Origin of the sequence: Halomonas sp. PAMB 3264 (assembly GCF_031954245.1) — a bacterium.
Taxonomy (GTDB): domain Bacteria; phylum Pseudomonadota; class Gammaproteobacteria; order Pseudomonadales; family Halomonadaceae; genus Vreelandella.
This window is the reverse complement of the sequence record NZ_CP134866.1, coordinates 998,903-1,008,667: the sequence shown is the minus strand read 5'-3', so window position 1 is coordinate 1,008,667 and position 9,765 is coordinate 998,903. Positions and strand designations below refer to the sequence as shown.

The 9,765-nt window shown below is 64.2% G+C and carries 7 protein-coding genes; 5 read left to right on the top strand and 2 right to left on the bottom strand.

The genetic code is table 11. From position 1 onward, the window contains the following. The first annotated feature begins 222 nt into the window (after positions 1–222). Genes RN347_RS04595 through RN347_RS04585 form a run of 3 tightly spaced genes read left to right on the top strand, consistent with a single transcriptional unit; the run spans position 223 to position 3,238 of the window. A complete protein-coding gene (locus RN347_RS04595) occupies positions 223–1,224 on the top strand; it encodes an ABC transporter substrate-binding protein (RefSeq protein WP_409365769.1) in 1,002 nt (333 codons plus the stop codon). Next, positions 1,218–2,222 carry an iron ABC transporter permease gene (locus tag RN347_RS04590; RefSeq protein ID WP_311960336.1) on the top strand — a complete coding sequence of 335 codons (1,005 nt, stop codon included), beginning with the start codon at positions 1,218–1,220 and terminating at the stop codon, positions 2,220–2,222. The genes RN347_RS04595 and RN347_RS04590 overlap by 7 nt, the downstream gene beginning before the upstream one ends. After that, complete coding sequence (locus RN347_RS04585; protein ID WP_311960335.1) at positions 2,219–3,238, top strand: iron ABC transporter permease; 1,020 nt, start codon at positions 2,219–2,221, stop codon at positions 3,236–3,238. Before RN347_RS04590 ends, RN347_RS04585 begins: the two co-directional genes overlap by 4 nt. Before the next feature lie 45 nt (positions 3,239–3,283). Here RN347_RS04585 and RN347_RS04580 read toward each other — a convergent pair whose 3' ends face one another. Next, positions 3,284–5,422 carry a TonB-dependent receptor gene (locus RN347_RS04580; RefSeq protein ID WP_311960334.1) on the bottom strand — a complete coding sequence of 713 codons (2,139 nt, stop codon included), beginning with the start codon at positions 5,420–5,422 and terminating at the stop codon, positions 3,284–3,286. Between the two features lie 305 nt (positions 5,423–5,727). Here RN347_RS04580 and RN347_RS04575 point away from each other — a divergent pair, with 305 nt between their 5' ends. Both RN347_RS04575 and RN347_RS04570 read left to right on the top strand, forming a co-directional pair. Then, entirely contained in the window at positions 5,728–6,573 is an 846-nt protein-coding gene (locus tag RN347_RS04575; RefSeq protein WP_311960333.1) for an ABC transporter ATP-binding protein, read from the top strand. Beyond that, on the top strand, positions 6,570–7,478 hold the full coding sequence (locus RN347_RS04570; protein WP_311960332.1) for a sucrase ferredoxin: 909 nt from the start codon (positions 6,570–6,572) through the stop codon (positions 7,476–7,478). The genes RN347_RS04575 and RN347_RS04570 overlap by 4 nt, the downstream gene beginning before the upstream one ends. Before the next feature lie 69 nt (positions 7,479–7,547). Here the strand turns inward: RN347_RS04570 and RN347_RS04565 are convergent, their stop codons facing one another. Continuing rightward, on the bottom strand, positions 7,548–9,686 hold the full coding sequence (locus tag RN347_RS04565; RefSeq protein WP_311960331.1) for a TonB-dependent siderophore receptor: 2,139 nt from the start codon (positions 9,684–9,686) through the stop codon (positions 7,548–7,550). Between the last annotated feature and the right edge of the window lie 79 nt (positions 9,687–9,765).

The window sequence follows — 9,765 nt, the reverse complement described above, 5'->3', positions numbered from 1 at the left end:
GCCACGGCACCACGGCGTAGGCCAGCAGGGCGCTATTTGAGCATAGGAAACCGGTCCAGGCGCGTCTGTTCTCTAGCGCACCAAAGAGGGCTGAAGCGAGCGCATTGCGTCGTTCCCGACAAGGCAGGGTTAACACCCGCTAACCTCACGTAATTGATAACGCTTTGCATTCTCTTTTTTTGCATGACATTATCCGGCATTTATCCAGAGCCGAGCAGGCGTATGCCAACACTACACTGCTACCGCAGCGTGAGCGCCAAGCGTGGGTTGCTCACCCAGTGCGTGCTACTGCTTGCCGCCATGCTGGTCGTGACACCGGCTCGCGCCAGCGCGCCTGCCCCTCGTATCGTCACGCTCTACCAGGGAGCGACCGATAGCGCCGTAGCGCTGGGGATAACGCCCGTGGGCGTCGTCGATGCCTGGCTCGAGCCGCCCATGTACCGCTACCTGCGAGACGATCTGGCCGGAGTGGCGCACGTGGGCCTGGAAACCCAGCCCAACCTCGAGAAAATCGCCTGGCTTTCCCCCGAGCTGATCGTTGCCAGCGACTTTCGTCACGCCCGGGTCGCCCCGCTTCTGCGCGCCATCGCGCCGACGCTTTCCATGCCTACGGTGTTCGATTTCAAGACCACGCTGAGCCAAATGGCCGAGGCCACCGGGCGCGAGGCGCGCGCCGAGGCGTTGCTTGCGCGCTGGGATGCACGAGTCGCCGACTTTCGCCGCCAGATCATTGAACGATTCGGCAGCGAATGGCCACAAAAGGTGGCGGTGGTCCGCTTCAAGAGCGATCACCTGCGCATCTATACCAGCGGCTTCGCCGGCTCGATTCTCAGTGAGCTGGGCTTTGCACAGCCGCAGACGCTCACCGCCCAGAGCTGGGGCATGAAGCTGACAAGTCCGGAGAACATTCCGGTGCTGGACGCCGACGTGATGTTCGTGCTGCTCGAGCCCGATGACCCGGCCATTGCCGACAACTACCGCCGCTGGTCGGCGCATCCGCTGTGGCAGCGGCTGACGGCGGTCGAGCGCAACCGGGTATTCGAGGTCGAGCCGGTCAGCTGGATGATGGGCGGCGGCATTTTGGCCGCCAACGCCATGCTCGATGACCTTTACCGTCACTACCAGCTTCGCCCTGCCGCCCTTGCCGACGTATCCGCCCTGGCCGACGTATCCGCGTTTGACGAAAGCGCCTGCGCGGCCGTTAGGGAAAACGCCTCATGCTGAGCCGCACATCGAGCCGGGCGCTGGGGCTTTTGGCGGGGGCGCTTGCGCTACTGGCGGCATTCATGACGAGCGTGATGCTGGGCACCACGCCGATCGCCTTGAGCGCCCTGCCCCGGGCACTGCTTCACCACGACCCCGCCCGGGTGGATCAGATCATCCTGCTCACCGAGCGCATTCCCCGGGCCTGCGTGGCCGCGCTGGTCGGCGCGAGCCTTGCCGTGGCGGGTGCTTTGATGCAGACCGTGACCCGCAACCCGCTCGCCTCTCCCGGGATTCTGGGCATCAACGCCGGCGCGATGTTTTTCGTGGTAGTGGCGGTGTCGCTACTGCCGCTGAGCACGCCGGGGCAAATCGTCTGGGCGGCGCTTTTGGGGGCACTTTCCGCGGCCGGCCTGGTGGTGGCGCTGGCTCGCGGCCGCCAGGGGGAGTTTTCACCGCTACGCGTAGTGCTGGCCGGCGTCGCGGTCACGGCGCTGTTCGTGTCGTTCAGCCAGGGGCTTCTGGTGATCGACCAGCAGAGTTTCGAGAGCGTGCTCTACTGGCTGGCGGGCTCGGTGTCTGGACGCGAGCTTCATCGGGTGGCGCCACTACTGCCGCTGTTTCTGGGGGGCTTCGCGCTGAGCGCGCTACTCGCTGGGCGCGCCAACGCGCTGCTGCTGGGCGACGATCTGGTCACTGGCCTTGGCATGTCGGCGACGACCACCAAGCTGCTGCTGGGCGCGGCGGTCATCGTGCTGGCGGGAAGCTCCGTGGCGCTGGCAGGCATGATCGGCTTCGTGGGCTTGATCGTGCCGCACATGGCGCGCGGGCTCTTCGGCATCGACCACCGCTGGTTGCTGCCCGCCTGCGCGCTGCTCGGCGGGGCGCTGCTGCTGTTGGCGGATGTCGCCGCGCGCTTCGTGATGCCGCCCCAGGAGGTGCCCGTGGGCGTGATGACCGCGCTGGTCGGCACCCCCTTCTTCATTTACCTGGCAAGGCGCAGGCTGGCCGCCCAATGAACTCGAACGCTTCTTCGCGCGCGGCTCCCGCCGCGCTCGCCTCCTTCCGCGCCACGCTGCTATCGCTTTTTCTACTATTGATGACCAGTGCGACGCTGTCGCTGTGCCTGGGCAGTTTTCCGACTTCGCCGGTTCGGGTGGCCGAGGCGTTAATTGCGCCGTCAAAAAGCGATATTGCTTTCATCGTCTGGGAGCTTCGTCTGCCGCGCATCGCCCTGGCAGTGCTGGTCGGCGCGGCGCTGGCCGTGGCCGGGGCGCTGTTGCAGGCGATCGTGCGCAACCCGTTGGCCTCGCCGGACGTGATCGGTATCACCAGCGGCGCCGCCTTCGCCGCGGTGGCGTTTCTGGCACTGCTGGGATCGACCCTAAGCATCCACTGGCTACCCGTGGCGGCGATGCTCGGCGCGCTGGCCGCAGCCCTGGCGGTGATCGGGCTGAGCTGGCAGCGGGGACTTCGCCCGACGCGCATGGTCCTGGTGGGGATTGGCCTGGCGGCGGCGCTAAGCGCGGGTACGACGATGATGATCGTGATCGGCGACGACGCGGCGGCCATGGCGGCCTACGTCTGGCTCACCGGCAGCCTTTACGGCGCGCAGTGTGGCGATGTGCTGGGGCTACTGCCCTGGCTTTTGGTGACGCTACCGATGTGTTTGATGCTTGCCCGCCACGCCGACGCCATGGCGCTGGGCGACGACGTGGCGCTGGGACTGGGGGTGGCCATCACGCGCAGCCGGTTGGCGCTTTTAACCTGCAGCGTGGTGCTGGCGGGCGCGGCGGTGGCCTTTGCCGGGGGATTGAGCTTCGTTGGGCTGATGGCGCCGCATCTCGCGGCGAGGTTGACCGGTCGCCACCTGGCACGGCTTCTGCCCGCCGCCGCGCTGGTCGGCGCGCTCATCGTGCTCTGCGCCGACCTGCTGGGGCGGGTCGCCTTTCTGCCCAAGGACCTGCCGGCGGGCATCTTCGTGGCCGGCATCGGCGCGCCCTTTTTCGTCTACCTGCTGTATAGAACGCGTTAGACAGGGAGCGCTCGATCTTCACCCCGCCTCCCGATCCTGTGGGCGTTAGAAATCCAGACGATAGCCCAGCGTCAACGTGCGCCCGCGACCGGCAAAGTAGCGCTCGTCGTTGACCAGCGCGCTCTGCGAGTAGTAGGTCACGTACTGCTCGTCGAGCAGGTTGGACACCCCCACGTTGACCTGACCCACCGGCAATTGGTAACCCACCGCCGCATCCATCAGCAGATAGCCGTCGAACTCGCGGTTCGCCTCATCGAAGGTTTCATCGAAGGCGTAGTTGGCCTGCACGAAGGTGGAGAGGTTATCCGTCCAGTTCGCCGACCAGCTGGCGGTCAGACGATCCGGCGAGACATCGAGCCCCGAGAGCTTGGCATCCAGGCGTCCGTCCTCGTTGCTGTCATAACGCCCGTCCATGCGCGAGTAGGCCACCCGGCCCGAGTGGCGGTCGTTGAACTGGTAGTCCAGCGCGGCCTCGACGCCCTTGATCTTGGTCTCCTGGCGCTGCATGTAGAAGACGTCGTCGATCTCGGTCAGGCGGCTGCCGAAATCCGACGAGGATTCGTAGTAGCTGAGCTGTGCCGCCAGGCGGCCGTTCTCGAAGCGCAATCCGGTTTCGATGTTGTCGGTGACGATTGGGGCGAGGTTGTCGATGCTATCGACAGACTGATTCGGCGTGCTGATGCCGCGAAGCGCGCGCCCCACGTCCGGAATCGAAAAGCCTTCGGAGTAGTTGGCGAACAGGCTCCAGTGCGCGACCGGGCTCCAGACCGCGCCCAGGTTATAGAGCGTTTCGTTGAAGCTGGGGTCACCGCCCTCCACCGCCACGCCGTTGTTGGCCGCCACGGTGCGGTAGCTGTCGATGTCGAGCTTGGCGTACTCGTAGCGCGCGCCCGCGGAAAACAACAGCGAATCGACCGGGCGCAGGTCCGCCTGCACGAACGGCGAGAGATCGGTGTAGTCGGTGGGCGGCACGTAGGTACGATCGCTGGTGTACAGATACTGCTCGGTTTCATCGAACAGCGTATCGAAGCCCAGGGTTACTTTCAGGCGCTCGTCCCACAGATCATCTCGGGTCAACGAGACCTTGGTGCCGAACTTGGTGGTCGCCGCCAGGGTCTGGTCGAAGTAAGTGCCCACCGGCGCCAGCGCCGGGTCCTGGAAGGTCGCCGAGTCGGTCGCGCCGAACAGCGCCTCGTAGTCCTGGTAGAACGCCTGGGCACTGAGCTGCATGCCGGCCAGATCGAAATGGTCGTAGCCAAGCCCGGTCGTCCACACCCGGTTGTAGGGCGCATCGCCTTCGGGGGTGCCGCGCCGCGAGGTCGTGACCACGCCGCTGGCGCGGTCGCCGGTGACGCTTAAGTAGTCGTTGTGGCCTTCGATATCGTAGTGATTGAGCGTGAACTGCAGCCGCTGGTCGTCGTCGATCCAGTAGGCAAGCTTGCCCAGCAGATCGAACGAGCGCGAATCCATCAAATCGCCCTGGGTGTTGTCCACCCCGACCGCGTCGCCGTTGCCGTCCAGAAACAGCCCCTGGTCCTCAACGCTTGCCGAGAACAGATAATCCACGTCGCCGCTGTTGCCGCTCACGCCGTAGCCCGCCTTGTAGCTTAGCGTTTCGCTATCGAGCTCACGGGTGGGCGTGGTGACCTGACCCTCCACGTACTGGTTGAAGGAGCCGGCTTCCGGGCGCTTGGTGATCAGGTTGATCACCCCGCCCGCCGCGCCCACGCCGTTGGTGGCGTTGGCGCCCTGAATCACCTCGATCTGCTCGACCATCGAGAAATCGATGGCGTGCGCTTCGCGCCCGGTCGGGCGTAGCGGGTTGGATTGGGGAATACCGTCGATCAGGATCAGCGGCGTGCGGCCTCTTAGCGTCTCGCCGCTGCCGCTCATCTTCTGGCGGCTGGGTGAATAGGACGGCAGCAGGTTGCTGAGGATCTGCGATGAGTCGCTGGTCATCTGGCGCTGCTGAGTGATCTCCTCCTCGCTGATGATGCGCACCGTCTGCGGTGAGTCCTCGACGGTTGCATTGGTGCGCGAGGCGGTGACCACCATGGTCGGCTCAGCGCTGCCGCGCTCAACGGGTTCATTGAGCGCCGCTTGTTGAGCAAAGCCCTGAGTCGCCGCGACCAGCCCGACGAGCGTGACCGTTGGCCAGACGGCCATGCGTTTATCGATATTCACCTTGTCCTACCCCTTTTTAAAAGCTTTTTTTAACCGCTTTTTAAACCGCTTTTGAATGAGCCTTGCGGTGGTGCGCAGAGAGGCTCGCAGTACAAACGAGCATCTAAATGATAATGATTGTATTGCGCATATTAGACGCTTATTTTCTATAAAATGAAACACCGCGTTCGATACATTCGTGCGCTCATGCTCTTTTATGGGTCGCGATATTTCTTACCGGAAGAGGAAGTTAAAACGGGAAATATTGAAAATGAGAATGTTTTATCCTAGGGTTTGCCCCGTTCGCCGACTGCACGAGCCCGCTCATGACGCTCTCTTCGCCCCCGCTTTCTCGCCTGACCGGCGCTGGCCTTCGCGCCGGCTATGACATCGAGCCCGTGCTGAAAGGTGTGGATATCGCCATCGAGCAGCGCCGGCTTACCGTGCTTTTAGGCCCCAACGGCTGCGGCAAGTCGACGCTGCTCAAGACCCTGGCGCGCACGCTCGCCCCCAGCGCCGGGCAGGTCTACCTGGACGGTAAGGACATTCACCAGCGCCCCACCCGCGAGGTCGCCAAGCGCCTGGGGATTCTGCCCCAGGGCCCGGTGGCACCAGAAGGCTTGAGCGTTCGCCAGTTGGTCGGCATGGGCCGCTTTCCCCACCAGGGGCTATGGCAGAAAAACAGCCGCCAGGACGATGAGGCCGTGCGCGAGGCGATGGCTTACACCGACGTTGGCGCCTTCGCCGAGCGCGGCGTCGATGCGCTTTCCGGCGGCCAGCGCCAGCGCTGCTGGATCGCCATGGTGCTGGCCCAGCAGACCGACTTGATCCTGCTCGATGAGCCCACCACCTTTCTGGACTTGAAAGTGCAGGTGGATCTTCTAGAGCTTTTGTCGCGGCTCGCCCACGAGAAAAACCGCACGCTGCTGTTGGTACTGCACGATCTGAACCTGGCCGCCGCCTACGCCGACTGTCTGGTGCTGATGCGCGACGGGCGCATCGTGACTCAGGGCGCGCCTGGCGAAGTCTTCACCGCCGAGAACCTTGCGCGCGTGTTCGAACTCGACGCCCAGGTACTCAAGGACCCGGAAAGCGGCCGCCCGATCTGCGTGCCGCGAAAGCGCGCCCCGGAGCGCCCGCCCGGCAGCCTTGCGCAGCGAAAAGCCTCATGACCCACACCTTCTGCGCCGAGCTGAGCCAGCAGCAGCACGACCCGCTGGCGGGCAGCGCTGCCCACGCCGAGCACAACCTGCTGATCAGCTGGCCCCGGGCCAAGTGGCAGCGTAACCTGCGCCACGCAAGCGACATGGCAGATTCGCTGAAAACACAGTTGGATGAGATCGCCGCCACCGGCCGGCGAGTCAACCTGATTCACCGCCGGGCGCAGGACGCCACCTGCCATCAGGTTTTCCTGATGCCCGAAAGGCGCCGCTTCGACGTGGCGCGCGACGAGCTTTCCCACTTTCTCGACCGATGGCGCCAGGCCCACTCGCTTGCCCGGTGGGAGCAGGCACCGCCGGAAGCCGACCTGATTCTGTGCTGCACGCACGGCAAGAAGGACAAGTGCTGCGCGAAATACGGCTACCGCACCTACAAGGCGCTGGCCGCCGCCGTTTTGGAGCACGCCCTGCCTTTCGATGTATGGGAGAGCAGCCACCTGGGTGGGTGCCGTTTGGCCACCAGCCTCGTTGTGCTGCCCCGCGTGCGTAAGTACGGTCGCCTTCGCCCCGAACAGGTACTGCCCTTTCTGCGCGCTGAAGCCAGCGGCCGGCGGTTTCTGCCCGGCTACCGCGGCGACTCGCGGCTCACCCCGGCCCAGCAGTGCGCCGAGGTGGCACTGCTCGAACGCCTTGAGTTTGAGGCGCCCTTTTCCCAGCTGATGCTGACCAACGACCAGGGCGACGAGCAGCAGCGCACGCTTCGCTGGCAGTGCGAGCAGGGCGGCCATACCACCACGTTCGAGGTGCAGTGCCAGAGCATGGCGCTTTTACGCGTCGACACCTGCGCCGATCTCGACCAGGGCCCTACGGAAAGCCTTGTCTGGCAGGCTACTCGTATCGAGGCGATGAAAACTTGATGGCCGCGCCCTCTAGCGCTCACAAAAAAACCCGGCCTGAGCCGGGTTTTTTGAGCACGAGCGAAAATCCTACCAGCGGTAGCTAATACTGCCGATCACGCTGCGCGAGGCGCCGTAGTAGCAGTAGAAGTCACAGCCGCTAACGTACTCCTTGTCGGTCAGGTTGTTGACGTTCACCTGGGCGGTCCAGTTCGGGTTGAAATCGTAGCTGGCTACGGCGTCGAAGACGGTGGCCGAGGACACGCTGCCCTCGACGCTGCTGCCCGGGCTTGGCTCGCTTTCGCCCACGTAGCGCACGCCGGCACCGACGGAGACGCCGGGCACGAACTGGCTGGCGTCGTAATCGAGCCGCGCGGAGGCGGAGTGGCGCGGTACCAGCGGCACGCGCTCATCCTGCTGAGCGTCGCTGACGTCATAGCGCGCATCGGTGTAGGTATAGGCGGCGGTAAGCTGCAGTGCATCGGTCAAGTAGCCCACCCCTTCCACTTCCAGGCCTTGCGAGCGGCGCTCACCGGCCTGCTCCTGCACCGGTGCGCCGGTGGAGATCAGGGTATTGTCCTCCTCCACATCAAAGGCGGCGACGGTGACATAACCGTCGATGTCGAACGGCGCGATCTTGACTCCGGCTTCGAGCTGGCGACCTTCCAGCGGCCGGTAGCTTTCGCCGCTCGGGCCGCTGCCCGCCACCGGCGTGAAGGATTCACTGTAGCTTACGTAGGGCGATATGCCGTTATCGCCCAGGTACATGGCGCCGGCGGTCAACGATACCTGCTCGTCGTCGTAGCCCTGATCAGAGCGGCCGGTGGTATCGCTCAAATCCTCGGAGCTTTTGACGTTGTCGTAGCGGGCGCCGGCCAGAAAGATCCACTTGTCTGCGACGCGCAGCTGATCCTGCACGTAGAAGCCGAACTGGCGCTGGCTCAGGTCGTGCCGGGTGGGGTCGCCGGTGTCAGGCTCACTGAAGGCCGCGTAGTCCGGCTGGTAGAGATCGACGGTGTCGATATTGGCGAAGAAGCTCGAGCCGTCGCCCAGGGTGCGGAAGCTGTCCCGGTTGACGTAGTTCAAGTCGAGCTTCTGATAACCCGCGCCGAGCAGTAGCGTGTTCTCGGTGTTGTCGGTATAGGTGCGCGCAATCAGGCGGTTGTCGAGGGTGTAGGCGTCATAATCACCGTCGCGGTCGATCACCCCACGGGAAATGCTGCGCGGCGGCGTGACGAAAGAGTTGGGGTAAACGTTCTTGAGCTCGAGATCGAGATGCGCATAGCGGGCGTTTTGCTGAAACTCCCAGGTGTCGTTGATCTGGTGTTCGAGCTCGTAGCCCAGCGAGGTCTGGCGCTGATCCAAGGTATCGAAATCCGGCTGGCCGTAGTTGGTTTGCGGGTCGATCCGGCCAAGCGGCGTGGCGTTTGCGGTGCCCATGGCCGGGAAGAAACCGGAGGTCGGCGTGCCGCGGTCCTTCTGGACGCTGGCCAGAAAGGTCACCGTGGTGTCGTCATTAAAATCGACCGCCAGGCTCGGTGCGAAGTAGTAGCGCTCGCTGCCGGTACCGTCGAGTTCCCCGTCCCGGTCGCGGTAGAGCCCGACCATGCGATAGCGCACATCCTCGTTTTCACCCACCGGGCCAGCGGTATCGATGGCGACCTGGCGGTGGTCGTGGTTGCCCGCCTGAAGCTCTATGGTGCCCTGAGGTTCACGCGTCGGGCGCTTACTGATCGCGTTGATCACCCCGCCCGGAGGCGCCTCGCCGTAAAGGATAGAGGCCGGGCCCTTGAGAAGATCGACCCGCTCGAGGCCGAAGGTTTCGGTGAGCCACCAGAAGTAGCCGCCGGTACGAAACAGGCGCAGGCCGTCCTGGTAGGTCGCGCTTTCGGCGCTGAAACCACGCAGCAGGAACCAGTCCGCGTTGTTGTCGTCGCCGTAGGGCTGCGAGGTGACACCGGAGCGGTACTGGAACGCTTCATCAAAGGTGCGCACGCCCTGGGTGTCGAGCGCATCACTGCTGACGGTGGAGATCGAGCGTGGCGTTTCGATATCCGGCGTGTCGACCTTGAGCGCCGTGGCGGTCACCGTGGTGGTGCCCAGTGTCACCGTTTGCTCCTGAGCCAGTGCGGCCAGCGGCACAACGCCCAGCGCCCCAGTCAGAGAAAGAAGTATCGAGCGGCGAACGGCCAACGATAAAGGCGCAACGGCGAAGGGCTTGGAATACATGTAGTCGGTCTCGTTAAAGAGCAAGGGGACGATCAAGTAAAGCGAATGATAGATATTTTTATTCACGACCACAAATCGC